25 protein-coding genes are annotated in these 25619 nt (G+C 39.4%); 16 read left to right on the top strand and 9 right to left on the bottom strand.

Features of this window, described 5'->3' with window-relative positions:
- Positions 1-181 precede the first annotated feature (181 nt).
- The 4 genes from JN11_RS10910 (at position 182) to JN11_RS10925 (ending at position 6387) form a co-directional block, all read left to right on the top strand.
- Positions 182-772: an RNA polymerase sigma-70 factor gene (locus JN11_RS10910; RefSeq protein ID WP_144912501.1), complete on the top strand. Its 591-nt coding sequence runs from the start codon at positions 182-184 to the stop codon at positions 770-772.
- A 177-nt stretch (positions 773-949) separates the two neighbouring features.
- Positions 950-2146 (top strand): FecR family protein, encoded by a 1197-nt coding sequence (locus JN11_RS10915; RefSeq protein ID WP_144912503.1) that lies wholly within the window; start codon positions 950-952, stop codon positions 2144-2146.
- Between the two features lie 261 nt (positions 2147-2407).
- A complete protein-coding gene (locus tag JN11_RS10920; protein WP_170227741.1) occupies positions 2408-5260 on the top strand; it encodes a TonB-dependent receptor domain-containing protein in 2853 nt (950 codons plus the stop codon).
- Between the two features lie 26 nt (positions 5261-5286).
- On the top strand, positions 5287-6387 hold the full coding sequence (locus JN11_RS10925) for a hypothetical protein (protein WP_144912507.1): 1101 nt from the start codon (positions 5287-5289) through the stop codon (positions 6385-6387).
- A 124-nt stretch (positions 6388-6511) separates the two neighbouring features.
- Here JN11_RS10925 and dcd read toward each other — a convergent pair whose 3' ends face one another.
- Positions 6512-7048, bottom strand: a complete 537-nt coding sequence (gene dcd / locus JN11_RS10930; protein ID WP_144912509.1) for a dCTP deaminase — start codon at positions 7046-7048, stop codon at positions 6512-6514.
- 569 nt (positions 7049-7617) lie between these two features.
- On the opposite strand from dcd, the gene JN11_RS10935 reads away from it, so the two are divergent.
- The gene (locus JN11_RS10935) at positions 7618-7992 is read left to right on the top strand and encodes a hypothetical protein (protein ID WP_211360733.1); all 375 of its coding nucleotides are present in this window, start codon (positions 7618-7620) and stop codon (positions 7990-7992) included.
- A gap of 99 nt (positions 7993-8091) precedes the next feature.
- On the opposite strand, the gene JN11_RS10940 is transcribed toward JN11_RS10935, so the two are convergent.
- From JN11_RS10940 to JN11_RS10955, 4 genes are all read right to left on the bottom strand, one after another.
- Complete coding sequence (locus JN11_RS10940; RefSeq protein ID WP_246138990.1) at positions 8092-8544, bottom strand: hypothetical protein; 453 nt, start codon at positions 8542-8544, stop codon at positions 8092-8094.
- Positions 8534-8737, bottom strand: coding sequence for a hypothetical protein (locus JN11_RS10945; RefSeq protein WP_144912510.1), 204 nt, complete (start codon positions 8735-8737; stop codon positions 8534-8536). The genes JN11_RS10940 and JN11_RS10945 overlap by 11 nt, the downstream gene beginning before the upstream one ends.
- Before the next feature lie 42 nt (positions 8738-8779).
- Entirely contained in the window at positions 8780-9115 is a 336-nt protein-coding gene (locus JN11_RS10950) for a hypothetical protein (protein ID WP_144912512.1), read from the bottom strand.
- Positions 9116-9704: 589 nt separating this feature from the next.
- Positions 9705-10892, bottom strand: coding sequence for a Gfo/Idh/MocA family protein (locus JN11_RS10955; protein ID WP_144912514.1), 1188 nt, complete (start codon positions 10890-10892; stop codon positions 9705-9707).
- Between the two features lie 327 nt (positions 10893-11219).
- Here JN11_RS10955 and JN11_RS10960 point away from each other — a divergent pair, with 327 nt between their 5' ends.
- From JN11_RS10960 to JN11_RS10970, 3 genes are read left to right on the top strand one after another with little or no spacing between them, the layout of a single operon-like run.
- Entirely contained in the window at positions 11220-11855 is a 636-nt protein-coding gene (locus JN11_RS10960) for a 4'-phosphopantetheinyl transferase family protein (RefSeq protein ID WP_144912515.1), read from the top strand.
- Between the two features lie 9 nt (positions 11856-11864).
- Entirely contained in the window at positions 11865-12590 is a 726-nt protein-coding gene (gene lipB, locus JN11_RS10965; protein ID WP_144912517.1) for a lipoyl(octanoyl) transferase LipB, read from the top strand.
- A complete protein-coding gene (locus JN11_RS10970; protein ID WP_144912519.1) occupies positions 12587-13315 on the top strand; it encodes an SGNH/GDSL hydrolase family protein in 729 nt (242 codons plus the stop codon). Before lipB ends, JN11_RS10970 begins: the two co-directional genes overlap by 4 nt.
- 194 nt (positions 13316-13509) lie before the next feature.
- On the opposite strand, the gene JN11_RS10975 is transcribed toward JN11_RS10970, so the two are convergent.
- A complete protein-coding gene (locus tag JN11_RS10975; protein WP_144912521.1) occupies positions 13510-14937 on the bottom strand; it encodes an L-serine ammonia-lyase in 1428 nt (475 codons plus the stop codon).
- 121 nt (positions 14938-15058) lie between these two features.
- Here JN11_RS10975 and JN11_RS10980 point away from each other — a divergent pair, with 121 nt between their 5' ends.
- Both JN11_RS10980 and JN11_RS10985 read left to right on the top strand, forming a co-directional pair.
- Positions 15059-15496: a DUF5684 domain-containing protein gene (locus JN11_RS10980; RefSeq protein WP_144912523.1), complete on the top strand. Its 438-nt coding sequence runs from the start codon at positions 15059-15061 to the stop codon at positions 15494-15496.
- A gap of 28 nt (positions 15497-15524) precedes the next feature.
- Positions 15525-15863 (top strand): DUF2752 domain-containing protein, encoded by a 339-nt coding sequence (locus tag JN11_RS10985; protein WP_144912954.1) that lies wholly within the window; start codon positions 15525-15527, stop codon positions 15861-15863.
- Here JN11_RS10985 and JN11_RS10990 read toward each other — a convergent pair.
- Positions 15845-16570: an RDD family protein gene (locus JN11_RS10990; protein ID WP_144912524.1), complete on the bottom strand. Its 726-nt coding sequence runs from the start codon at positions 16568-16570 to the stop codon at positions 15845-15847. The genes JN11_RS10985 and JN11_RS10990 overlap by 19 nt on opposite strands.
- 84 nt (positions 16571-16654) lie before the next feature.
- Here JN11_RS10990 and JN11_RS10995 point away from each other — a divergent pair, with 84 nt between their 5' ends.
- From JN11_RS10995 to JN11_RS11020, 6 genes are read left to right on the top strand one after another with little or no spacing between them, the layout of a single operon-like run.
- Positions 16655-17632: a stage II sporulation protein M gene (locus JN11_RS10995; RefSeq protein WP_144912526.1), complete on the top strand. Its 978-nt coding sequence runs from the start codon at positions 16655-16657 to the stop codon at positions 17630-17632.
- Entirely contained in the window at positions 17616-18494 is an 879-nt protein-coding gene (locus tag JN11_RS11000) for a hypothetical protein (protein WP_144912528.1), read from the top strand. The genes JN11_RS10995 and JN11_RS11000 overlap by 17 nt, the downstream gene beginning before the upstream one ends.
- Positions 18495-18498: 4 nt before the next feature.
- Entirely contained in the window at positions 18499-19233 is a 735-nt protein-coding gene (locus JN11_RS11005; RefSeq protein WP_144912529.1) for a DUF4129 domain-containing protein, read from the top strand.
- Positions 19230-20408, top strand: coding sequence for a DUF4350 domain-containing protein (locus JN11_RS11010; RefSeq protein ID WP_144912531.1), 1179 nt, complete (start codon positions 19230-19232; stop codon positions 20406-20408). Before JN11_RS11005 ends, JN11_RS11010 begins: the two co-directional genes overlap by 4 nt.
- Before the next feature lie 2 nt (positions 20409-20410).
- On the top strand, positions 20411-21388 hold the full coding sequence (locus tag JN11_RS11015) for an AAA family ATPase (RefSeq protein WP_144912533.1): 978 nt from the start codon (positions 20411-20413) through the stop codon (positions 21386-21388).
- Between the two features lie 12 nt (positions 21389-21400).
- Positions 21401-22747, top strand: coding sequence for a DUF58 domain-containing protein (locus tag JN11_RS11020; RefSeq protein ID WP_144912534.1), 1347 nt, complete (start codon positions 21401-21403; stop codon positions 22745-22747).
- Positions 22748-22750: 3 nt separating this feature from the next.
- Here JN11_RS11020 and JN11_RS11025 read toward each other — a convergent pair whose 3' ends face one another.
- Positions 22751-23404, bottom strand: a complete 654-nt coding sequence (locus JN11_RS11025) for a mechanosensitive ion channel family protein (protein WP_246138991.1) — start codon at positions 23402-23404, stop codon at positions 22751-22753.
- A 496-nt stretch (positions 23405-23900) separates the two neighbouring features.
- Positions 23901-25535: a chaperonin GroEL gene (gene groL, locus JN11_RS11030; RefSeq protein ID WP_144912537.1), complete on the bottom strand. Its 1635-nt coding sequence runs from the start codon at positions 25533-25535 to the stop codon at positions 23901-23903.
- Positions 25536-25619: the final 84 nt, after the last annotated feature.

The following is a 25619-nucleotide window of genomic DNA, read 5'->3' on the forward strand; positions in this document are numbered from 1 at the left end:
ATATAATTACAACCTTAACATAGGCTTGCTTTGCAACCAAAAGATTACTCAATGTTATCCATTTGTTAACGACGAGTTAACCAAAACACAACATTGATACCTCAATTTTGGAGGGATTCTGAAGAGGCTTAAAATTTTGCTTCTGCATTCTGAATAAATTAATTCTTATTCCATAATAAAAATGAGCATTATAAAAGGAATATTTACGTCCCGGAACCAACAAGCAGATACAGGCGATGAGGCTGGTTTTGAAGCTCTTTTTAAAGAATTTTATGACAGACTGGTATATTTCTCATTCCAGTTTGTTTATGATAAGGATCAGGCCCGGGATATTGTACAGGATGCATTTATCAAATACTGGAATCAGCACGAAGAAATATTGGATAATAAAGCAGCCATCAAAAATTTCCTGTACAGCACGGTACGCAATGCCAGCCTGAATCACATAAGGCACAGCAAAATTGTAGCAGGTTATATTCAACTGCATAACACTATTGAACCGGAGGAAGCCCCCATTATTGATGCCATTATTACTGCCGAAGTTGTTGCCGAAATCCATTCAGCTATTCAATCATTACCTGAGAGCTATCGCCAGGTTTCTGTTTTAAGTTACCTGGAAGGCAAAAAGAACCAGGAAATTGCCGATGAACTGGATATGTCTATCAATACCGTAAAAAAACAAAAACAAAGGGCCCTGCAACTGCTTCGCATGAAAATGGTGCCCGAAATGTACATGCTATTAATAGCACTTTCTGTTAAAACCTTTTTATAATCTAGTGCGCTTCACTTAAACTTATCTGACGTTTTTGAAGGATTACTTTCTATTTCTATAGCTATCAACTGCCTATCTCTGCTAATTCTAAACGTGTTTCTAAAAATTATTAAAAAAAAGTTTCATTCGCTTTATCCTTTTTAAATATTGAAGTGTCTTTATTGATGAAAAGGCACCATGAATAATTACCAACCTTATTTTAATACCGGCGAACTTATTGCAAAACATTTGAGGGGCGAGCTTACAGCTACCGAAAATGAACAATTAGAGCAATGGCTTCAAAGTGATCCGCATAACCGTGAATTATTTAATAAATTATCCGACAGCGTTTTAATTAATAGTGAGCTGGAAATTTATGCAGCATCAGAAAAAGAAAAGGCTTGGGAAAACATAGTAGCCAAAACCGGATATAAAGCAACCTCAAAAAAACGCAATTTAAAGCAGCTCATCCCCTACGCTGCTGCTGTAGTTTTACTGGCAGCCGTAGGGATAACTGCCGGAAAATATTTTTTAAAAAAAGAAGAGCGCAAAACAAGGGCTATGGCTATGCAACCGGCTGATCTTTTACCCGGCAGCAATAAAGCTATACTGAAACTGGCCGATGGATCGGAAATTGCACTGGACGATACCCGGAAAGGCAAAATTGCCCGTCAGCAAAATGTATTAATTGCAAAAACACAAAACGGGCAGATTGTGTACCAGACTGATGATAGCCAGGAACTGATTAAAAATATCACCCAATACAATGCCATTATTACCCCACGTGGCGGACAATACGAAGTTGTTTTGCCCGATGGCACCAAAGTATGGCTAAACTCAGCGTCTTCATTAAAATATCCTACCACATTTACCGGGGCCGACCGCAGGGTTGAACTAAGTGGTGAAGCCTATTTTGAAGTGGCCAAAAACGCAGCTAAACCTTTCTTTGTAAAAACTGGTACTCAAACGGTTGAAGTATTGGGCACCCACTTTAACATTAACAGTTATACCGACGAAAAAGCCGTTAAAACCACTTTGCTGGAAGGCAGTGTAAGAGTTAGCAGCAATACGAGCAAATCAGTAGTAAAGATTATCCCTGGCGAGCAGGCTGTTAATGGTGCAAGCGGCATCAATATTATTCACGATGCTGATATTGATGAAGCAATGGCCTGGAAAAATGGCAAATTCCTATTCAGAAATACGGATCTGCAAACTATTATGCGCCAGCTATCGCGCTGGTATGATGTAGATGTAGAATACCAGGGAACGGTTGCAGAACGCCACTATCGCGGAAGGATCTCCAGAAACGTACCTGTATCGCAGGTATTTGAAATACTAAAAACAAGCGGCTTAAACTTTACCATTAACGGGAGGAAGATTATCGTAAAATCATAAAAAACAGCTAGTGGAGCCCGGCCAGGCCGGTTAACCGTATTCAGCTAAAAAAGCCGAAAGTGCAGCGAACACTCCCGGCGTAATAAAGGGCTGACCGTAAAAAATAAATTATTGACTTATAAATCATACTTAACAACCCAAAACAAACTTATGGATTTTTCTACATTTTCCAAGCCACTGCATTTGAGCGGGCTGGCAAATAAAATCACACCGGTTATCAATTGTTTTTCCAGGATGACCCCTGAAACTAAAAGAAAATTAATGATGCGGATTAAATTAATTACCATTTTATTATTTGCAGCATGCCTTCACCTAAGCGCCTCCAGCTTTAGCCAAAGCATCAGCATCAGCGAAAAAAATGCAAGCCTCGAAACCGTGCTTAACAAAATTGAGCAACAAAGCGGCTATGATGTGTTTTTACAAACTGAATTGCTTACCAAAAGCACCAAAGTATCTATCAATGTAAAAAACACACCTATGGATAAGGTTTTGGACAAGGTTTTTAAAGACCAGCCATTTACCTATGCTATAGTTGGTCATACCATTGTGTTAAAAGAAAAAACCGCTACCAAAACTGCTATCGTTATTACGGCAGCTGCTGGCGTAATTACCGGTAAAGTTGTTGACGCCGATACTAAAGAACCATTGGTAGGTGCTTCAGTATTATTAAAAGGAACTTCGAAAGCTACTTCTGCCGGTTTGGATGGATCTTTCAAAATTGATGTGAGCGAAGCAACCAATCCTGTTTTGGTTATCAGCTACATTGGTTATGTAAGCAAAGAAATTGAAGTAGCCGACAAAACAAAACTAGGCGAAATCGGCCTTAAATCGAGCGCTACCGGTATGAGCGAAGTAGTAGTAAACGGCGACGTTGCTATTGATAGAAAAACACCTGTTGCGGTTACAACTATTGGCCCTGAATTTATTGCAGAGCACATTGGTGCACAAGATATTCCTGAACTTTTAGTAGGTATACCAGGGGTAATGGTTACTGCACAAGGCGGCGGTTATGGCGATTCACGTATCAGCATCCGTGGTTTCTCAAGCAAATCAGGAAACGGAAACGTGGCATTTACCATTAACGGTATCCCGGTTAACGATCCTGAAACAGGCGCTATTTACTGGTCTGACTTCTCAGGCATAACAGATGTGGCCAGCTCTATCCAGGTACAACGTGGTTTAGGTGCTTCAAAAATCATTATCCCATCATTTGGTGGTACTGTAAATATCACTACCCGTAGCACTGATATGCAACAGGGCGGCTATGTTTCACAAACTATTGGTAGCGATGGTTATGAAAAAACTGCAGTATTAATATCAACTGGGTTAAATTCAAATGGTTGGGCAGCAACTTTTCAGGGCAGCAGAAACAGCGGCAATGGTTTTGCTGATGGATTAAATTTCTTAGGATATAACTACTTTGCCAATGTTTCCAAAGTATTAACCCCTAACCAAACTTTATCATTCAACATTATCGGCGCAAGCCAAACTCACGGACAAAGAGCAGAAGAATCAATTGCTGATTACCAGCAGGCACCACAAGGCATCAAATGGAACTACTATGATGGCGTGAAAAATGGTCAGGAATACAATCCTTATAATAACTTCTTCAGCGAGCCATTGGTTTCTATTAATCACGATTGGACCATCAATGATAAATCAAGCTTGTCAACCGTAGTATACGGTTTGTTTGGTAACGGTGGCGGTGGTGACATAGGCGGTAGTGTAGCAGTAGGCGATTTGCCAAGAATAGGTAATTTCTATACTCCTCTTGACTTTGACGCCGTTCAAAGAACTAACGCAGCAAGCGCTGACGGTTCTGCATCAACCTACATTTATGATTCGCACGACCAAACTAACTGGTATGGCTTAAGGAGTACTTACAAAACTATATTAGGTAAATATATTGACCTATCAGTTGGTATCGACTTAAGATACTATGTAGGTAACCACTATGATGAAGTAAGCGATTTATTGGGTGCTGATTATGTGCAATATAACTATAGCGGTAACCCAGCTTTAGGTACTGCATCAGGCAACATTAACAACCCGGTATACAATGCAGTTGTTGGCAGCAAAATTGATTACTACAACAGGGATTACGTTGAATCAGGAGGCGCATTTGCACAAGCTGAGTACTCTAAAAACAATTTCACAGCTTTCGCTACTTTATCAGGATCAGAAGATGCTGACAAAAGAACCGACTTCTTTAACTACCTGAACAGCGATCCTAACCAAACCAGCCGTTGGGTTAATTACACTACCTACCAGGCTAAAACAGGCGCTAACTACAACATCAACAGCCAAATGAACGTGTTTGCCAACATTGGTTACCTAACCAAACCACCATATTTTGGCAACGTATTTGAAAACTACACCAACCAGATTAATAAAAGCGCTATAACCGAAAAACTATTCAGCTATGAGTTGGGTTATGGTTTCAAAACATCTGATTTTAGTGCTAAAGTAAACTTGTACAGAACACAATATTCTGACAGGGCATTTGCAAGCTCTTATTCTGATCCTACTACTGAACAACTATACACTGCAAACGTTTCGGGTGTAGGCGAACTGCACCAGGGTGCTGAATTGGAACTGAAATATCGCCCTATAAAAGAGATTTCTGTTGGCGGTATGCTTTCTTTAGGCGATTGGTATTACACCAGCAATGCGGGTCCGGTTTCTGTTCAAAACAATCAGGGCGCAGTAATAGGTACAGTTAAACAAATTTATCTGAAAAATGAAAAAGTAGGTGATGCTGCTCAAACTACAGCTGCTGCTTTTGCTGATTTCAACGTTTTACCGCAGATTAAATTAGGCGTTATTTATAACTTCTACGGTAACTATACTTCATACGTACCGTTCCAGAATTATACCAGTGCAAACCTGCAGCCATACAAAATACCTAACTACTCGCTTTGGAGTGTAAACGGTGTATTTAAATTTAAAATGGCGGGGTTTGATTCTGAGTTGATTGCCACTGTAAACAACTTATTAAACACCAAATACATTTCTGATTCTGAAGACTATTCAGGTGCAGGTCAGGCAAGTGGTGTAAGTGTTTATTATGGTTTAGGCAGAGTATTTACTACCGGCTTAAAAGTTAAATTTTAATTGATATACCCTAAAAAGATATTAAAATGAAAAAGATATATTATTTACTATTGTTGCTTCCACTGGCGTTTACTGCCTGCCAAAAGCAGCCTAATTTAATTCCATCGAGCTATACCAAAGCGATGACGCTTACCCTGCAGGCTTCTGATTATCAATTGCTGCCAAAAACAGATTATCCTTACAATACGCTTTCGTTTGATAATGTTGCTGATGCGAATACTTATATTCCTATCATCCTAAACGCCCGCGATCCTCAATTGGGTAACGGATCAACCGCTAAAGTAACCTATACCGTGTCATCACCATATTTGAAAGTGGCCGATAGTGTTTATGCTGACGTAGCCTACACACTTACCAAAGCCGATTATTTGTTATTACCCGGAAATAAGTACAGTGATTTTAGCATAGCACAAGTATTAAGCTGGTTACCTTATAAATATCCTACACCTGTTGCCAACCAATTGGCTGTATTAACCTTTAGCTATTATAACGTAAGTACTACCACAGCTACATTTTCATTTTTGTATTTAAACGGAGCCTGGCAACAAATTTACCAGGTTACTCCTACTCAGTATGCAGCATTGGGCCTTGGTGGTTACGATCAGTTTACGGCAGCAAACAATGCAAATTTGGCAGGCTTGTTAAATGCGCTTTTAAAAGCTGATCCGCTCGTTTCTGCTTCTGCTAAATACGGACAGGTAGAATATGTGAGCTTTAACTACTATGGCGGTGGTACTTTTCAAAGGGTTGTGCCTTTGGTATTTGATGGTAATAACTGGGTTGGTACGGCAACCACTACCAATACCCTTGCATTTTTGAAAAGCGGCGGCACCTGGATTCCTGATCCAACGGTTTATTACACCCTTACATCTGCTGATTTACAACTTATTGCAGCATCAGCTTTTGGTACAACTACCCAAAGGACCGATGTTGGTAAATATGGCGACTTTTCGGCATGGGCCACTGCCGATCTGGATAATGCTATCATTTTAGTACTTACAAAAGATTTCCCTACACCAAAAGTTAACGTGAACTATAACGTTACTTATTTGAATTATACCGGCGGTGCTGATGTACCAACTGTTGTTACTTTCCAATACAACGGTACGGCATGGGTTGCAAAATAATCAACCTTTAATATCATTAGTATAACAGAAAAGGACACGCTTAACGGCGTGTCCTTTTTTTGTTTCTTATCAGTCCAAATCCAAAAAACCATGGACTATCGACCATCGACTATGGACTTTTAATTTAAAAAACATTCTTCCACATCATACTCTCCACCGGGCGGGTTGATGGGGTGTTGTATTTGGCGCCGTCCTTGGTATTGTAAAACGTATCTATCTCGCCTTCTACCACAAAATAAATCAGCTGACCGATAGGCATGCCCGCATAAATTTTAACCGGCTGGGTGCAGGAAATCTCCAGCGTCCAGGTATTGCAAAAGCCCACATCGCCCTTGCCTGCGGTGGCATGGATATCAATACCCAACCTGCCCGTGCTGGATTTACCTTCCAGAAAAGGCACATGCTGATGGGTTTCGGTATACTCCACCGTTACGCCTAAGTATAGCGTACCTGGCTGTAAAACAAAGCCATCCTTAGGTATCTCAAAATTAATGATCTCATTATGCAGTTTGGCATCCAGCACCCTATCACGATAGGTAGCCAGGTGCTTACCCAAATGCACATCGTACGAATTTGTGCCTAAACACTCCGGTCTGAATGGTTCAATAATAATATTGCCTTTATCAATTTCCTCTAAAATTCGTTTGTCTGAAAGTATCATGGGCCCATGTAATTGAGGGGACTAAATTATAACATATTGCCCCGGCAGGCAATAACATATTGCCAACAAAAGTTGTAGCAGATTGTGGAAAGAAACTTCTGGGAATTGGTTCATCGGTTTAATAGTTCACTGAGGTATTGGTGGACAAACCTTTCTCTTTGTATCATTGAAAAATGGTAACATCATTAGAAACATTACCAACAAATAGAAACACTTGTTTCTAATGTTTCTATTTGTTACTAATCTCCAAGCGTTATTGTGGTAATACCAACATTTAATAACACTACTAACATTTGGTAACACTTGTTAGTAGTGTTACTAATCTCTCGGTATTATTGCAAATGTGTTAATAGTGAAGATGATCAATATCTATACTCATCATTAATATTTTGATATCAAACTTTAAAAACAATTGGCAACAGGTATTACTAAATGGGTAACGTTGAAATTAGTAAATAACTAAAAATAAAGCGAAATTTAAAAAGGCAAAGTAAGTAACCGTCATTTTAATATGGACATACAAGAACAAATAGAAAAGTATATTACCAGCCAACCTGAACCCAAACGGAGTGATTTGGAAGAGCTACACAGGCTCATACCTCAATTACTACCAGGCTGTAAACTATGGGTTTGATAACGGTAAAAACAGTGATAATAAAACCGTTAGTAACCCTAATATAGGATATGGAACCCATACCATAAAATACGCTAATGGAAAAACCAGGGAATTTTTTAAAATTGGGATGAGTGCAAACACAACCGGAATCTCTATTTATATTATTGGTATTGAGGATAAGACCTTTTTAGCCGAAACCTATGGGAAAAAACTGGGCAAGGCAAGCGTAACCGGGTATTGCATTAAGTTCAAAAAAAAAAAAGATATAGATATTACGATACTTGCAGAGGCGATACAGTATGGCGCTAAGCTTACCAGTGAAAATTAAATTTCAAACTGAAACATGACTTCTCATTAGCCGCCATCCTGATTAAAGAGGGATCTTCAGCGGGAATAGGTATGCAATGAAATTTATCTTAATAAACTACTAATTATCTTTCTTTTTGAGCGCGTCAATATCGCCCAAATCTTTCGAGCGGCCGGTTGCTATCTTATTGGCAATAAAATCAGTAATGTTAATAAATGATATGGACAAATCTTCGTATTGCCCTATTACTTTTCCTTTGTAGGCTTTGTCAAAGTTAACGCCAGAAATGTCATTTAAAATATCAATTCGTAATGGTGGATAACCCAACTGGGTAACGTAGTTATCTTTTAAAAAATCCTCTTTTTGAAGTCCAAGCGACTCAAACCCAAAATCGCGGAGTACCAGAATCATCTTTTCAGCATTTTCAACGCTGGGTTTAATCCAAATGTCTAAATCGCCTGTATGGCGGGGCCTGCCATGAAAAGCCAGTGCATGAGCACCAACAACCATGTATTCCACATAGTGCTGATTAAGCAATTCAATAAAGTCTACAAAATCATCCTCAAAAATCATTAATACGCGTAGTGATAACTTTTGTCATTTTTTCGGGGAACGCTCCGTTTAACCAGGTAAAATAGTTTTTACGTAGCCTAACTACCTCCTGCAATCTTTCGGCCATACTCTTTGAGCGCCAAAAAAGCACATCCAGGGCATCTTCATCGTCCATTTTAACATGGTTAACTACTTTAGCTATCTTCCTTTCCATACACAAATATACTTTAAAATACAGGTGTTTAAAATAGCCCTATCAGTGAATATTAAATGTAACCATCGTTTCTACAAGAGCTATAAAGCAAAGCCAGAAATAAAAACTTTTATCTGTTTTGCGTGCTACTCCATTTACAAAGAGTGTTAAAATATACACTATTGCTATAATACCCAAAAAGAATTCTGAAAGCCCAACCCCTTCACCACCCAACATTATTCCACTTTCACCTGGCTTTCGGTGTTTAAGTGCTTCATGAAATTGCCTAATCATTGTTAACACAGAAATACAAATCCATGTGTACAGGATAAAAAATATAAATGCTGCTAAGTGTCTAACTATAAATTGCAGAATTGGCTTCATAAGGATATCGGTCACTATCTGTTAATACCTGGTTATAGAGAAAAGTAACCCCTTATTAGTTATTGGTAACCCGATGGTATTAACATTTAACATTTTTAACACCTGTTATGAAATGTTAAAAATGAATATCTGTAACCCTGTCAGATGCCAACATTTACCAACACTACCAACAGGTGTTGGCATTTGTTACTAGTGTTGGTAATTGAAAATGGACAATCTCTACGCTGTCATCCTGAACGGAGTGAAGGATCTTCTGCGGATGATGGGTCTGCTGCATACTTATAGCGCGAAGAAGATGTTTCACTACCGTTCTACATGACAAGAGAAGAATCCTGGCGCGGGTATTACTAACATTTAGAAACATTAGAAACATGTGTTAGTATTTGTTACTAGTGTTTCTAAATGTTACTAGTGTTATTAAAGATTAATATAAAGGCTGCTGAATTCTCTTAACAGCGTTTTTGATACCAACATTTGGAAACATTAGAAACACTTGTTTCTAATGTTTCTAAATGTTTCTAGTGTTACTATTTAAAAGTTTGTAATCCAGGCAACTCCGATGAACTCTCAACCATGAACTATGAACCATCGACTACAAACCAATCTACCCTATCTCCCTAACCGTAACTTCCCCTGTAACCTTATGCTTCAATATCAGCTTATGCTCACCTGATGGCAAGATCTCCTTTTTTATGAGGTAATGGTCGTCATCGTATGATGCGGTTGCGGGGCCGTTATCTTCAGTGGTATTGCCTCGCCAGCCTTCAATCTGTACCGGTTCCCACCTGCCTGTTTTGGCCGATGCATAGGCGGCATCCAGTATGGCGTTTACTATGTAGCCATCATAAAAACTTTCCAGCGGTTCGGTTTTATTTTCAATGGAGTTAAACATATCGGTAAACATGTTGGTATAGCCCAGCTCGTGCACCTCATCGCCCACCGGGAACAACCATCCGCTGCTACTTTCGGCCTTTTCGGCTACATAACCACCCTTGCCGGTGCTAAACATCTCGAAACCGGTACGTAAAAAGTTATTGAGCCAAATAGTTCCCTCGGTACCCATCACCTCGTCGCGCAGGTCCATCCCACCCCTAAAGCACCAGCTTACTTCAAACTGGCCCATGGCACCGTTGGCGTACTTTATTAGTCCGATGGCGCTGTCTTCTGCCTGTATGGGATGTACCTGGGTAGCGGTCCAGCACATTACCTCCAGCGGCCTTATTTCTTTGCCTATAAAGTTACGGGCAATCTCCACGCAGTGGCAACCCAAATCGACCATGGCACCACCGCCCGATTGTTCGGCGTCCCAAAACCAATCGCTATGCGGCCCCGGATGCGCCTCGCGCGATTTGGCCCACAATACCTTACCAATACTGCCATCCCTTATGGCCTTTGCCGATTTAAGGAACTTAGGCGTATAGCACAAATCTTCCAGGTAGCCGCCCATTATGCCTGCCTCTTCTACCATATCCAGCATGCGCTTGGCTTCGGCAGCATTACGGCCGAGGGGCTTGGTACACAACACATGCTTTTTAGCTTTGGCACAGGCAGCAACGGCGGCTTCGTGCAGGTTGTTGGGCAGGGATATCACCACCAAATCAACATCCGGGCGACTTACCAGCAAATCCATATCATCGGTATAAAAAGAAAGCTGGTAATCATCAGCAAACTTTTTGGCCTTATCCAAATTGCGCGAGTATACGCTGATCAGCTTATCCTTTGCACGCTGGGCTACCAGTGCATCTGCATAAAAGCGGGCTATAAAACCCGAACCTAACATGGCTACGTTCATAATTTTGTTTTTTTTAATTGGTAGTCGTTGTCCATGGTCGATAGTCCATGGACCATGGTTGATTTTCTATTGTTATTGCTTTTTACTCTTTTTTAAACTATGCCTTTCTGGCTATGGACCATCGACTATGGACTCACTCTATCCACAAATATATTTTTTTCTATGGACTATGGACCATCGACTATGGACTACAATCTATGTACCATGGACTAATTTTTCAGTTAGTATTCGGTAATAACTTAAGGTAATGGCTTATAATTGCTGAAAAGCGATACAAATTAAATTAATTTGATATAAGTTTGTCATCCTTTTTGCAATTTTACATTTATGGCAATAGCATACAGACAGCAGGTTGATGACGATACAGAATTTGCTATCTGGAAAATAGAAGAAGAGGCTGATGAACTCTATAATCAGCTGCAATTGGATGAGCAGGAAAAAGCTTATTATGAAAAACTGAAAATAGGCAAACGCAACCTGCACTGGTTAGGTACGCGGGTATTGCTCAGAAAAATGCTGCGCACCGATGAATACATTGACTGCAAGGTTGATGCCCATGGCAAACCCTACCTGGTAAACTTGCCCTACCATATTTCTTTAAGTCACTCTTTTGATTATGCTGCGGTAATGATCAGTACACAGCCCGTAGGGATAGATATTGAGCAGGTAAAAGAAAAGGTAGAGCGCATTGCCCACAAGTTTATGCGTAAGGAAGAACTGGACTTTTTAAATGAGCGCCAAAAAATAAACCAACTATACGTTTGTTGGTGCGTTAAAGAAGCTGTTTATAAATGCTATGGCCAAAAAGAAGTATCGTTTGTAAACAATATAATACTGGAGCCTTTTGAGTTTGAGGGTCACGGGTTTGTAGATGCCCATCTTAAAAAAGGCGACGTGAACAAAAGCTATGAAGTTGGTTACCTGCAATATCACGATTACATGATAGGTTACGTAAAAGGATAATTTATTCTAATGAAAAACAAACAGGTATTTTTTCAGGATTGGGGATTGATAGACTATAAAGAAGCCTGGGATAAACAGGAAGCTCTTTTCGCCAATACCGTTAACTTAAAAATAGCGCAGCGCAACCGGCAGATAGCCTCGGAAGGCGATGAGCAAGAAGAAACCACGCCAACGCCTAACTACCTTGTATTTTGTGAACATCCGCATGTATACACCTTAGGCAAAAGCGGCAAACCCGAACATTTATTGCTGGATGAAAAAGGACTGAAAGAAAAAAATGCAGTTTACTATCTGATCAATCGCGGTGGTGATATTACCTATCATGGACCGGGACAAATAGTATCCTACCCTATCCTTGATCTGGATAACTTCTTTACCGACATCCACCTATACCTGCGCACGCTGGAAGAAGCCGTTATATTAACACTTGCCGATTATGGTTTACAGGCGGGCCGCTATCCCGGCTATACCGGTGTTTGGTTTGATGCCGATAATGAAAATGCCCGTAAAATTTGTGCCCTGGGGGTTAGGTGCAGTCGTTGGGTTACTATGCACGGCCTGGCATTTAATATCAATACCAATCTGGATTATTTTAAAAACATAGTTCCCTGCGGTATTGATGATAAGGCAGTAACCTCTATGCAACAAGAGTTGGGTCACGTGGTAGATATTAATGAAGTAAAAAAAATCCTTAAACAGCATATTTCCGTATTATTCAATATGGAGATATTATGAAAGCATTACAGATTATATTATTATCATTAACCACATTATCCGGCTGCGCCAAAAAACAAAACACTTTGCCAACGGCAACAACCGATACGCCATCTACCCAAAAAAGCATGACCACCACCGATACGCTTAATTACCTTGCCCTTGGCGATTCATACACCATTGGCGAGGCAGTACCCCAACCGCAATCGTTCCCATATCAGCTATACAGTGCCTTAAACGGACAAGGGTTAAGCGTAACCCCGCCAACCATTATTGCCACCACCGGCTGGACCACCGACGATTTAATAAGCGCTATTGCACGAAGCGGCCTTAACGGAAAGAAATATGCCTTTGTAACGCTGCTGATTGGGGTAAATGACCAGTATCAGTATTTAAGTCAGGATAATTACAAAGTAAAATTTGCAGAGGTACTAAATACGGCTATCAGTTTTGCGCATGGTGATATCAGCCGTGTATTTGTATTATCGATACCTGATTATGGGGTAACACCATTTGCAGGAGGTGAGGATGCGGTGATAGGCCCTGAAATTGATCAGTTTAATGCCATTAATAAGGCTATCAGCATGCAAGCAGGAGTACATTATGTAGATATCACCCCAATTTCAAGAGAAGCCGCCAAAGATCCAAGCTTAATAGCCCCTGACGGGCTGCACCCATCAGGTAAAATGTACCAGCTATGGGTTAGCTTATTAACGCCTTTGGTAGAGGCGAGGTTGAAGAGATAGGGTGAGCGCAGAGGCTTCCCTTAATACCTGATTGCGCTCGCTTTCCAATTTCTCCCATTTGTCATGTTGAACGTAGTGAAACATCTTCTTCAGCTGACAAGTCTGCTGCCTCCTTACCGCGCGAAGAAGATCCTTCACTACGTTCAGGATGACAAGGTGTAGATCTTGCGGCAACGAAAACCACATCATCCCCACTAACACTCCGGCAAACTCAGCGGGATATTAATAGCCAATCCACCATCAGAAGTTTCTTTGTATTTGGAGTTCATATCCAAAGCGGTTTGCCACATGGTTCTAACAACTGCATCGAGGCTTACTTTGGCATTATCCGGATTGGTTTGCAGCGCCAGTTGCGATGCGGTGATGGCTTTTATGGCCCCCATGGTATTACGCTCAATACAAGGCACCTGCACAAGTCCGCCAATGGGATCACAGGTTAAACCCAGGTGATGTTCCATAGCAATTTCGGCAGCCATTAACACCTGTCGCTGGGTACCGCCCAGGCACTCGGTAAGCGCAGCAGCAGCCATTGCTGATGACACGCCTATTTCGGCCTGGCAACCACCCATAGCAGCCGATATGGTAGCCCCTTTTTTAAATATGCTGCCAATTTCTGAAGCAGTAAGCAGGAACTGGATGATGCGCTTATCCGAATAGCCATCACAAAAAACCAGGTAGTATTGCAACACAGCTGGTATTACTCCCGCAGCTCCATTGGTTGGTGCAGTAACTACCCTGCCAAATGAAGCATTCTCTTCATTAACCGCCAGTGCGAAACAACTTACCCAATCTAAAGTATTCTGAAAGCTATTACCTGTATTACGGATAGCAGCCACCCACTCTTCAAAGTTATTATAAGGCTGACCTTTAATTAGCCGCTTATTTTGTGCAGCAGCTCTTCGGGCTACGTTAAGCCCTCCGGGCAATACACCGCTGGTATGGCATCCACGATAAATACAATCCCTAAGTGCTTTAAAGATGTTTAATACGCCGGTTAACGTTTCCTGTTCACTACGCCAGGCCAGCTCATTTTCCATCACCACTTCTGATATCTTGAGGCCGGTTTTTATGCACCAATGCAACAGGTTGTTGGCCGTATCAATAGGGAAAGGAAGATCCACTTCTGCTTTTTGAGCACCATCACTGCCTTCTTTTACTACAAAGCCACCGCCTATTGAATAATAGGTTTCGGAAATAGCTGTACCATTACTTAAAAAAGCCTGAAAACTAACTGCATTGGGGTGATAGGGTAAGCTCTCATTAAAAAGGAACAACAAATCATCATTCACAAAAAAGCTAATCTCTTGCTTGCTGTTTAATATCAATTTGTTTGATGATCTGATATGCTCGGTTTTGGGTCCTACCTGGTCAACCTCGAAGGTTACCGGGTCATCGCCGCTTAGTCCAAGTAAAATGGCAATATCAGTACCGTGTCCTTTACCTGTTTTGGCAAGGGAACCGTACAACAATACCTTCAACTCTACTACTAATGGTAACACATCTTTGTGTTCGAGCGATTGCACAAATTGCTGCGCCGCACGCCATGGACCTAAAGTATGCGAGCTAGACGGGCCTATGCCTATCTTAAACATATCAAAAACCGAAATTTGTTCCTTTTGCATCGGGGCAAAATTACAACAATAAGCCAATTCCTTATTTTTAAATAAATTTTCGGCTTTATTATATTTTATTTACTTTCCCAATATATTACTAAACAATCACTTAAACTAAAACCATTAATCAATGCAAAATTATGATCCAAATTCGGTCGGAGCGACCGCCGGTGTATTAGCCCTTATTGGCGTTTTAATTATCCCTATCATTATTGTCTCTTTAATTTCCATAATTGGACAATGGAAAGTTTATACTAAAGCAGGTAAACCAGGATGGGCATGCATAGTTCCTATCTACAATTTAATTGTTTTGTTAGAGATTGTAGGAAAACCAATATGGTGGATATTCCTATTCCTAATTCCATGTGTAAATATTATATTTATAATATGGACCATAAACCTGTTGAGCAAAAGCTTTGGACAAAGCGAAGGTTTTACTGTTGGTCTGTTACTTTTAGGATTTATTTTCTGGCCGATTTTAGGCTTTGGCAATTATCAATACCTGGGGCCTGCTGCTGCTGAAGCCGGAGGTATAAAACCTCGGGATTATCAGGATCCGCTGGTTTAAAAGATAATCAATGGTATTATTTCAAAATATGATTTGCAGCCAGCTAGTTTTTATTAACTGGCTGCAAAATCATTTAATACGTTGCCCCTTTAAATATTTAACCGGGATTGATTGCCCAGGCTGCGGATTTCAACGCTCAGTTTTAGCACTAATACAAGGAGATTTCAATAAGAGTTTCGGATTATATCCTGCAACTATACCCTTGCTCCTTTTTTTCATTTATGGACTAGCAGATAAATTCTTTAAGCTTGATAACTCAAAAAATCAACTAAAGAAAGCCTTGTTTATTATAGTCGGCTCAATTGTATTAATAAGCTATACCGTTAAACTTTTAGGCTATTATCAACATTACAAAGCATCAGCCTGAGCCGTTACATGGCTATAATCTTTGAGTATAGTTTGTAAAAACTGCATACTATTCATTTCCGGGGGTAAACTTATTTGTAAATGCCTCCTTATTTTATCGGCCATGTGGTAAACCACCTGTGTATTTCCCGTTTTAAGATAAGTTTGAATAACTTCATGAATTAAACCGATATCGCTATCAGACAACTGGCTAACCTGGGTAAATACAACGGTATAAGTATCATCAAAATGATTAAAAACAACTTTATCTCTTTTTGTACGCGGCACAGTTCGCACAACTGCAGTACCTGCTACCAGGTCGCCAACCCTTTGCCCCTTGTCGGTTAAAGCGATGGTAAGCACGCCACACACCCACCAGCTCAACGAAAAATCAACCATGCGGAACAGCCATCTTAACAAATACTGACTAAATTTTGCGCGGTTGCCATCTAAACTGATTACTTTTATTTTCATCACGTACTTTCCGGCGGTTTGTCCATTAAAAAAAGTTTCGCACAACAAATCGTAAAAAAGCAATAATAAACCAATTGCTATAAAAAAATATTTTACCGATTGGCCCAAAACGGAGCTCAAGGCAATGCCTCCGATAATCATAAGGGCTGCAAAGAAGCCTGCATCTATTAAATATGCCAGTATTCTTTCTCCAAGGCCACCTACTTCATAATCTATATCGATATTCTGGGTGGTATGTACGGTAATTGTTTCCATTTTTAACAAATATAAAATTGTTATTGAAATTTATAATTGCAGTTTAAAGTTTTGTGATTATTTTAAACAAAAATTTAAACTATAATGCGCGAAGCCCTTTTTGTAAAACAAAATACGCAAAAGTGGAAAGATTACGAGAACTCAAAGGATTTAAGTCCTGATGAATTGGCCGAATCGTTTATCAGCATTACCGATGATCTGGCGTATGCCAAAACATTCTATCCCAAATCAAATACAACTAAATATCTGAACGGACTCGCAGCCACCTTTCATCAGTCTATCTATAAAAACAAGAAAGAGAAAACAAACCGCTTTATAACTTTCTGGAGTTTTGAGTTACCACTGGTTTTTTATAAACACAGAAAGCCGTTGCTTTATTCGTTCTTGTTTTTTGCAGTGTTTAGCTTAATGGGAGCGCTTTCGGCAAAATATGATAATACTTTTATCAGGCTAATTCTGGGCGACGATTATGTGAATATGACCAACGCTAATATCGCCAAGGGCGATCCGTTTGGTGTTTATAAACAAGGAAATTCCTTTTTAATGTTCAGCCAGATAGCGTTTAACAACATAGCTGTAGAATTAACTACCTTTATAATGGGCATATTTCTATCTGTTGGCACAATATACCAGCTTATGAATAATGGCATTATGCTGGGTTCTTTTGAATATTATCTGTATAGCAAGGGTATTAGCGCCCAACTGATGTTAACGGTATGGATTCACGGTACGCTTGAAATTTCGGCCATCATTATAGCCGGGGGTGCGGGGCTGGTACTGGGCAACAGCCTGTTGTTTCCAAAAACCTATAAACGCATAGATGCCGTAAAAATGGGCGCCAAAGACGGATTAAAAATTGGAATTGGATTAATACCTATATTTTTAACTGCTGCTTTTTTTGAAGGTTTTGTTACCCGGCACACCGAAATGCCTTTATGGCTGAGTTTAACTATACTTATTTTGTCATTTACGTTCATTATCTGGTACGTAATTTTATACCCGGCAACCCTGAACCGAAAAATTAACAATAACACCACAACTATAAATGAAACAGCCTATTGAGCTTAGAAAATTACGTGATTTTGGACAAACTGTAAACGATTCCTTTACCTTTTTTAAAGAAAACTTTAAACCGCTTGTAAGAATTTTATTGGCAATATGCGGGTTATTTATTCTGATAGGTACCGTATCAACAGTATTCACCTACATGAACATCAGCAGTATGTTCAATTTCACCCCTGGTGATTATGAGTCGTCATCAAAACCTACGAGCTATATCATTGGCACAATTGCAAGTACCTTTATACTTATACTAACGCAGGCATTTATACATTTGGTTACCTTATGCTACATGTCTGTATACCTGCAAAAAAACAACACCATACCTACATTGGCCGAGGTTTGGGGATATTTCAGGTATTACTTTTTCAGGGTGCTGGGCAGTGGCATTGTTATGTTCTTCGTTATCTGCATCGGGTTTATGCTTTGCATTATTCCGGGTATTTACCTTACCGTACCTATGTACCTGGTTATTCCTATAATCGTTATTGAAAACGGGGCTTTTGGTTATGCGTTTAACAAAAGTTTCAAGCTCATCAAAAACAACTGGTGGACCGTCTTCGGGGTTATTTTCATCATGTCGCTGGTGGTTGGGGCAGCGAGTTCTATTGCCGCTATACCACTTACCCTGGTTTCGGTGGGAAGCAAATTTATTCCCATGAAAGCACTGTCCTTACCCATTATTATTTTTTTTAGTATACTGCGCAATTTGTTAATACTCGCTTACACCTTGCCTGCCATTGCAGTTTGCTTATGTTATTTTAATTTGTCGGAAGATAAAGAGGGTACTGGCTTGCTCGACCGTATAGAAAAACTTGGCCAGCATAACAACCAGAATGACGGTTTGCCTTCCGAAGAATATTAATCATATGAAAAGGTTAGTTATTGCTTTTCTTCTGCTTTTATTTGCACTTTGCCAAACAAGTTATACCCATGCTGCGGCCGTAAAAAAAATAAGCAGCGGCAAAATATTTATTGATACTACAAAAGTTGAATTAAAGAAGTTTAATGCCAAAGCGCTTGATAAGTTCAGAACCGATAAAAACTTCAACTACAACGGTGAAGCTGTAGGTACTCCATCGCTATGGGATAGGTTTTGGAAGTGGGTTGGGCAGCTAATCTCCGGGCTGTTTAAAGACATACCCTTTAGCGGCACTATTTTAAAATACCTGGCCTTAGCATTGGCAATAGCAGGACTTGTATTTATTATACTTAAGTCTTTAGGGTTAGATCCAATACAACTTTGGCGTCCGAATGCTAAAAAAACGGATGTGCCTTATTCTGAATCATTGGAAAACATTCACGAAATTGATTTTGATGCAGAAATCGAAAAAGCAGTATCTCAGCATAATTTCAGGCTGGCAGTACGTTTGCTTTACCTTAAATGCCTTAAACAGTTAAGCGATAAAAATTTAATTAACTGGCAAATTAATAAAACCAATGAAACCTATTTGTATGAATTAACCGACCCTACACAAAAACAAACCTTTAAACTGCTTACCCATCAGTTTGAATATGTTTGGTATGGCAATTTCGCTATCAACGGCGAAGCTTTTACAAGTATCAATCTTCTTTTTCAAAACTTTAAAAAGCAATTGCCATGAAGAGTTTAAAGCTATATCTTATTTTCGGAGGAGCGCTGCTGCTTATCTATATTATTGTACAGCTTAATCAACCTAAAATTGTTGACTGGACAGAAACGTTGAGCAGTAACGACAAAATACCATTTGGCACCTATATTTTAGATAAAAGAATTAATGACATTTTTCCGGGAGCTAAAATTATACGATACCGGCAACCGGTTTATAATGTTATTGCCGAAGACTCTATAAAAGGATCAACCTATATCATTATTTGCCCCGGAGCCAATTTCACCAAAGTTGATTTTGTACAGCTAAAAAAATATTTAAACCAGGGAAATGACGTTTTTATAGCATCAGACTACTTCGGAACAACGTTTGAAGATTCGCTGCATGTTAAAACTGAAACTTATTACAAACTGGGTTGGGGAAGTGTGGATGTTAAATTTGTTAACCCCAATTTAGACTCAACAAAGGTTTACAAAGTTAAGAAAGAAGCAGGAAACGGTTTTTTCAGCAAGTTCGATACATCAAGAGCCCAGGCAATTGCCAAAAACAGCTTTCATAAAGTAAACTTTATAAAGTATCCTATTGGCAAGGGTACACTTTACCTTTCTGCCAATCCTAAGTTTTTCGGCAACTATAGTTTATTGAAGTCCGACGGTGCACAATATGCCGCTACGGCCTTATCACTACTGAAGCCCACCCATAAGATCATTCTTGATCAATACTACACCCAAGGCAATGGAGAGGCAGACTCACCTATGCGACTGTTTTTAAAAAATCCGGTATTACAATGGGCCTATTTTATTACTCTTATCAGCTTGGCTATTTTTGTACTCTTCGAAATAAAACGCCGCCAGCGTATTATCCCCATTATTGAACCATTGGCAAATTCAACACTCGATTTTATTAACGTGGTGGGTCAGGTTTATTACGAAAAGCGAAATAACGTTAACATCGCACAAAAAAAAGTCCTTTATTTTTTAAGTCACCTCAGAGATGAGTACAACGTAAAAACAAATAAATTGGATGATGAATTTGCGGAAAGGTTAACCACCAAAATTGGTCTCGATCCGACTTTTGCCAATGAATTGACTAATTACCTGCTGTACATTACTGCACAAGCTAATATTACGGACCGCGAACTTATTGAACTAAATAAACTCATAGAACAATTTTATATCAAATCCAGATAAATATGGAAGGCGAAATATTTGAACAAAGAACAGATCTCAGCAAATTGAACAATGCTGTTGAACAAATAAAGGCCACACTGGCAAAAATAATAGTGGGCCAGCAAGATAGCATTGACTTGCTTATTGCCGGCATACTTGCCGACGGGCACATTTTAATTGAAGGAGTTCCAGGCGTGGCTAAAACGTTAACCGCAAAATTATTGGCTAAATCAATTGATGCACAATACTCCCGAATTCAGTTTACGCCTGATTTAATGCCATCGGATATTTTAGGCACTTCGGTATTTAATCCTAAAACTACTGAGTTTGAATTTAAGCATGGACCAATTTTCGGTAACATCATCCTTATTGACGAAATTAACCGTGCGCCTGCCAAAACACAGTCTGCATTATTTGAGGTAATGGAAGAGCGGCAGCTTACCATGGATGGTAAAACCTACAAAATGCAGGAACCATTTACAGTGCTGGCCACACAAAATCCGGTAGAACACGAAGGTACCTATCGTTTACCCGAAGCACAGCTGGATCGTTTTTTATTTAAGATAGAAGTACAATACCCTTCGCTGGATGAAGAAATAGCTATTATTACGCAACAGCATCAGCAAAAAACAACTGATCAGCTTAAAGAAATAACACCGGTACTTTCTGGGGCCGACATTGTTTCACTTCGCCGCCAGGTATTAAGTCTGCATGTGGAGGATAAATTATTGGTTTATGTAGCCAAACTTATTCATGAAAGCCGTAACAATAAATCATTATTTCTCGGTGGATCTCCGCGAGCCTCACTGGCAATAGTTAATGCCTCAAAAGCTATAGCAGCTATAAAAGGGCGTGACTTTGTTACGCCTGATGATATAATTCATGTAGCAGCACCTGTTTTAAGGCATCGTATTATGCTTACACCCGATAAAGAAATGGAAGGTGTAACCCCAGATGATGTGATAGCACAATTGGTTCAAAAAATTGAAATCCCAAGATAACGAAAGCTGCAGGTGAAGAACTTTTTTAATCTGTTTTATAAAAACCTTTTTTTAACCAACAGGCTTTTTACCGGGTTGGGCAGCTGCGCTGCGTTATTTGTGCTGGCCTTTTTCTTTCCGTGGTTGGGTGTTATACCTCAGCTGTTTTTTTATACGCTCGTTATATTGGTAATTGTTGATGGCACTATGCTCTATCGAACCAAAAAAGGTGTATTTGCCAAGCGGCATGCCCCCGAACGTTTAAGCAACAGCGACGATAACGAACTTGGAATTTATATCGAAAACTGGTATCCTTTTAATATCAGTATAGGTATTATTGATGAAATTCCAGTTCAGTTTCAAAAAAGAGATATCTGGTTTAAAACAGATTTAACGCCTCGTCAACGCAAGCTTATTAACTATGTTTTGCGTCCTACAAAAAGAGGTGAATATGAGTTTGGATTGATAAGGGTATACGTCCAAACTTCATTAGGATTACTCAGACGCCGTTATAACTTCAGTCAGGCAGAAACTTTGCCTGTTTATCCTTCGTTTTTGCAAATGCGGAAATACGAACTGATGGCCATTTCTAATAACTTAACAGAAATTGGTGTAAAGAAAATACGCAGGCTTGGCCATAGTCTTGAATTTGAACAGGTAAAAAATTACGTACAGGGTGATGACTATCGTACCATTAACTGGAAAGCCACTGCCAGACAAGGCAACTTAATGGTAAATAATTATACTGACGAAAAATCACAACATATTTATTGCATTATCGAAAAATCAAGGGCAATGAAAATGCCTTTTGAAGGATTAAGTCTGCTGGATTATGCTATTAATGCAAGCCTGGTACTGTCAAATGTGGCCTTATTAAAAGAAGATAAAGCGGGACTGATTACCATTGGTGAAAAGATTGGTGCAGTAGTCCCTGCCGACAGGCGCCCCACACAGATCAATAAAATACTGGAAGTTTTATATAAAGAGAAGACCCGATACCTGGAAACCAACATGGAGTTGTTGTACAGTACAGTCCGCAGCGTTATTAAACAACGTAGCCTGGTGGTATTTTTCACTAACTATGAAAGCATGTCGGCATTACAGAGACAGCTTCCATTTTTAAAGAGAATAGCCAAATTTCATCTGTTGCTGGTTGTATTTTTTGAAAACACGGAGCTAAAAAAAGTAAGCGAACAACCGGCAGCAGATGTTGAAGGCATCTACATAAAAACCATAGCCGAAAAATTCGCTTATGATAAAAAACTCATTGTTAAGGAGTTGGCTAAACATAATATCCAGTCTATTTTAAGCACGCCTCAAAACCTAACCATTAATACCATTAACCGTTATTTGGAACTAAAAGCGAGACAAAAGATCTGATTATCAGCCTGCCTTAGGGAAATTGACACCTGCTTCATTAAGCTGTTTAATAATATTTTCCATCAGGGATATCTTGGTAGTAAGAAAATCATCCGGCAAAACCCATACGTTTACCGTAAACCTGATGCTGTCTACATCCATCCCCACTACACCTGTACGGATGGGAAAATCGGCCAGTATGGTTGGTGTTGATTTGATGATATCTAAAACGATTGCTTTAGCCTTTTCCACGTCTGCAGCATAAGCCAGTTTGAATTCAAAATCAAGGCGTCTGCGGTTTTCCCGGCTTACATTTACTATAACCTCGTTAAATAACTTTCCGTTAGGTATAATAATGGTTTTGTTATCAACGGTTAGCAATACTGTATAAAATATCTGGATAGAGGTTACTTTACCTTCCTGCCCCTGGGCAACAATGCTATCATCAAGCTCAAAAGGTTTTAATAAAAGAATAAGCACACCACCGGCAAAGTTCTGAAAAGTACCTGATAACGCTAAACCTGCGGCAACACCGAATGCGCCTAAAATGGTAGTAAATACTGTTAAGGGCCATCCTACAATGTTCATTACCAAAATAACAAGCAGAACATATAAGGCTGTAATTGAAAGACTTAAAAAGAATGGCTGTAAAGAGGAATGGACCCCTCTTTTTTTCATCCGGTTACTGAGGCGTGCCCTGATGAATCTTATAAGTTTTAAACCTATAAATAGTATTATAACGGCTATGATAACCCTTCTACCGTTGTCTAAGAAATAGTTATAAGCCTGATCGTAATAATTTTGCAACTTCATAGAGAAGCGCAAAGATAACTATTTTAATTATTTACCGTAAATGGCTATAAAAAGTTCAGGGCCTTTATAAAACACCCATTCCACTATCTGGCTTTTTAATTGTCTGGTTTTTTCTGTTATGATTTTCATAGTATTTGCAGTTATTCAAATGTTGTGCCTAAAACCCAGCTTTTGATTTCCATCACAAAACTAATCCAAATTGTAACGCAAAAAATACTCAATCAATCATTTGATTAACTTATGACCATCCGTTTACCTTTAAATGACGGAAGACCCATTTTAAAAACAAAACCCTTGTCTATTTTTATAGACAAGGGTTTTTATTAGTGTATTGGTTTTTAAACCAAATGGGATTTTGATATTACATCATGCCGCCCATACCGCCGCCGCCCATTGGTGGGCCACCTGCAGGAGCATCATCAGGATCATCAGCCAATACGCATTCTGTTGTTAACAACATAGCTGCAATTGAAGCTGCATTTTCTAATGCTACACGACCTACTTTAGTAGGATCAATAACACCAGCACCAATTAAGTTCTCATATTTATCAGTACGTGCGTTGTAACCGAAATCAGCTTTGCCTTCTTTCACTTTTTGAACAACGATTGAACCTTCAATACCTGCGTTTTCGCAGATCTGACGTAGAGGCTCTTCGATAGCACGACGGATGATCTGGATACCAGTATTTTCATCTTCGTTAACACCTTTAAGGTTAGCTAAAGCTTCTACCGCACGGATAAATGCTACACCACCACCGGCAACAATACCTTCTTCAACAGCAGCACGGGTTGCATGTAAAGCATCATCAACACGATCTTTCTTTTCTTTCATTTCAACCTCAGTAGCAGCACCTACATAAAGTACAGCAACACCGCCTGATAATTTAGCTAAACGTTCCTGTAATTTTTCTTTATCATAATCAGATGTAGTTGACTCAATCTGAGATTTGATTTGGCTTACGCGAGATTTGATCTCTTCTGATTTACCTGAACCATTGATAATAGTAGTATTATCTTTGTCGATAATAATTTTCTCAGCAGTACCTAAGTAAGTAAGATCAGCATTTTCTAATTTATAACCCCTTTCTTCTGAAATTACAGTACCACCAGTTAAGATAGCAATGTCTTCCAGCATAGCTTTTCTGCGGTCACCAAAGCCAGGAGCTTTAACAGCAGCAACTTTCAGTGAACCACGGATTTTGTTAACTACTAAAGTAGCCAATGCTTCACCGTCCAAATCTTCAGCAATAATTAAAAGCGGCTTGCCTGTTTGAACTTGTTTTTCAAGTATAGGAAGCAATTCTTTCATTGAAGAGATCTTTTTATCGTAGATCAGGATAAAAGGATTTTCTAATTCTGCTTCCATTTTGTCGGCATTGGTTACAAAGTATGGAGAAAGGTAACCACGGTCAAACTGCATACCTTCAACAGTTTTAACTTCAGTTTCAGTACCTTTTGCTTCTTCAACAGTGATAACACCGTCTTTACCAACCTTAGCCATTGCTTCGGCAATTAATGAACCGATAACTTCATCATTATTAGCTGAAATTGAAGCCACTTGTTTAATTTTGTTATTGTCTTCGCCAACAGTTTGTGACTGAGCTTTTAAGTTCTCAACAACTGCAGTAACTGCTTTGTCAATACCGCGTTTTAAATCCATTGGGTTAGCACCTGCGGCAACGTTTTTAATACCCGCTGTTACAATAGCCTGAGCCAAAACAGTAGCAGTAGTAGTACCATCACCTGCAATATCAGCAGTTTTTGATGCAACTTCTTTAACCATTTGGGCACCCATATTTTCTAAAGCATCTTTTAATTCGATTTCTTTAGCAACGGTTACACCATCTTTAGTAATGATTGGTGAACCAAATTTTTTGTCAATAATTACGTTACGACCTTTAGGGCCCAAAGTTACTTTAACCGCGTTGGCTAAAATATCAACACCGCGTTTCAGGGCGTCGCGTGCTTCCACATTGTATTTAACTTGTTTTGCCATGATTTTTTTAGAATTTTTTGAATTAATAATTTATTGAATTACTGAGTTTAAGATCAGGAAAGAATCAGTTTATAATCCGATCCT

Origin of the sequence: Mucilaginibacter frigoritolerans (genome assembly GCF_007830615.1) — a bacterium.
Classification (GTDB): domain Bacteria; phylum Bacteroidota; class Bacteroidia; order Sphingobacteriales; family Sphingobacteriaceae; genus Mucilaginibacter; species Mucilaginibacter frigoritolerans.

Coding starts and splice junctions, on each gene's coding strand:
- JN11_RS10910 (WP_144912501.1), top strand. CDS start 182: ATGAGCATTATAAAAGGAATATTTACGTCCCGGAACCAACAAGCAGAT.
- JN11_RS10915 (WP_144912503.1), top strand. CDS start 950: ATGAATAATTACCAACCTTATTTTAATACCGGCGAACTTATTGCAAAA.
- JN11_RS10920 (WP_170227741.1), top strand. CDS start 2,408: ATGATGCGGATTAAATTAATTACCATTTTATTATTTGCAGCATGCCTT.
- JN11_RS10925 (WP_144912507.1), top strand. CDS start 5,287: ATGAAAAAGATATATTATTTACTATTGTTGCTTCCACTGGCGTTTACT.
- dcd (WP_144912509.1), bottom strand. CDS start 7,048: ATGATACTTTCAGACAAACGAATTTTAGAGGAAATTGATAAAGGCAAT.
- JN11_RS10940 (WP_246138990.1), bottom strand. CDS start 8,544: ATGATTTTTGAGGATGATTTTGTAGACTTTATTGAATTGCTTAATCAG.
- JN11_RS10945 (WP_144912510.1), bottom strand. CDS start 8,737: ATGGAAAGGAAGATAGCTAAAGTAGTTAACCATGTTAAAATGGACGAT.
- JN11_RS10955 (WP_144912514.1), bottom strand. CDS start 10,892: ATGAACGTAGCCATGTTAGGTTCGGGTTTTATAGCCCGCTTTTATGCA.
- JN11_RS10960 (WP_144912515.1), top strand. CDS start 11,220: ATGGCAATAGCATACAGACAGCAGGTTGATGACGATACAGAATTTGCT.
- lipB (WP_144912517.1), top strand. CDS start 11,865: ATGAAAAACAAACAGGTATTTTTTCAGGATTGGGGATTGATAGACTAT.
- JN11_RS10970 (WP_144912519.1), top strand. CDS start 12,587: ATGAAAGCATTACAGATTATATTATTATCATTAACCACATTATCCGGC.
- JN11_RS10975 (WP_144912521.1), bottom strand. CDS start 14,937: ATGCAAAAGGAACAAATTTCGGTTTTTGATATGTTTAAGATAGGCATA.
- JN11_RS10980 (WP_144912523.1), top strand. CDS start 15,059: ATGCAAAATTATGATCCAAATTCGGTCGGAGCGACCGCCGGTGTATTA.
- JN11_RS10985 (WP_144912954.1), top strand. CDS start 15,525: ATGATTTGCAGCCAGCTAGTTTTTATTAACTGGCTGCAAAATCATTTA.
- JN11_RS10990 (WP_144912524.1), bottom strand. CDS start 16,570: ATGGAAACAATTACCGTACATACCACCCAGAATATCGATATAGATTAT.
- JN11_RS10995 (WP_144912526.1), top strand. CDS start 16,655: ATGCGCGAAGCCCTTTTTGTAAAACAAAATACGCAAAAGTGGAAAGAT.
- JN11_RS11000 (WP_144912528.1), top strand. CDS start 17,616: ATGAAACAGCCTATTGAGCTTAGAAAATTACGTGATTTTGGACAAACT.
- JN11_RS11005 (WP_144912529.1), top strand. CDS start 18,499: ATGAAAAGGTTAGTTATTGCTTTTCTTCTGCTTTTATTTGCACTTTGC.
- JN11_RS11010 (WP_144912531.1), top strand. CDS start 19,230: ATGAAGAGTTTAAAGCTATATCTTATTTTCGGAGGAGCGCTGCTGCTT.
- JN11_RS11015 (WP_144912533.1), top strand. CDS start 20,411: ATGGAAGGCGAAATATTTGAACAAAGAACAGATCTCAGCAAATTGAAC.
- JN11_RS11025 (WP_246138991.1), bottom strand. CDS start 23,404: ATGAAAAAAAGAGGGGTCCATTCCTCTTTACAGCCATTCTTTTTAAGT.
- groL (WP_144912537.1), bottom strand. CDS start 25,535: ATGGCAAAACAAGTTAAATACAATGTGGAAGCACGCGACGCCCTGAAA.